Below are 623 nucleotides of genomic sequence, written 5' to 3'. Positions count from 1 at the left end.
GCCCGGTTACTCTTTGCTCGAGACCACAAGGATTGGACTGTTGATGATTGGGCTAAGGTTCTCTTCAGTGATGAATCCAATTTTGAATTGATGCCCACTCCAGCCAACTTACTGGTTAGGAGGAAGCCTGGAGAAGCTTACAACCCAGACTGTCTTGCCCCTACAGTAAAACATGAGGGTGGATCAGCCATGATCTGGGGTTGTTTCAGTCTGAGTGGAACAGGGCAAATGCAATTGTGTGAAGGCCGAATGAACCAGGTCATGTACAGGACTACCCTTGAAAACAGTCTTCTTCCATCAGCTGGAAAACTCTTTCCTGCCTCGAATGACTGGATTTTCCAACAAGACAATGCCCCTTGCCACACGGCAAGGTCAGTTAAAGCCTGGATGGAGAACCACAACATTCGCACCATGCCTTGGCCTGCTCAATCACCAGATCTTAATCCAATTGAAAACCTGTGGAAAATCATCAAACTCAAAATGGAGAACCACAAGCCCAAAAACAAAGACAATTTGTTTGAATTTGTCAAACAGGAATGGGCTGCTGTGACAGCAGAACAATGTCAGAAGCTGGTGGGGAGCATGCCAAGACGCATGGCTGCAGTCATCAAAAACAATGGTTA

General features: G+C 46.5%; 1 protein-coding gene. It reads left to right on the top strand.

Translation table 11 applies throughout. The features are described 5' to 3' along the window. Positions 1 to 623: transposase (locus R7O13_RS28390; protein ID WP_318305393.1), on the top strand; the 623-nt coding region annotated here is incomplete at both ends.

It is taken from the genome of Vibrio sp. Y176, assembly GCF_033438945.1.
The sequence above is the reverse complement of the archived record's forward strand: the minus strand, read 5'-3'. Positions and strand labels throughout refer to the sequence as shown.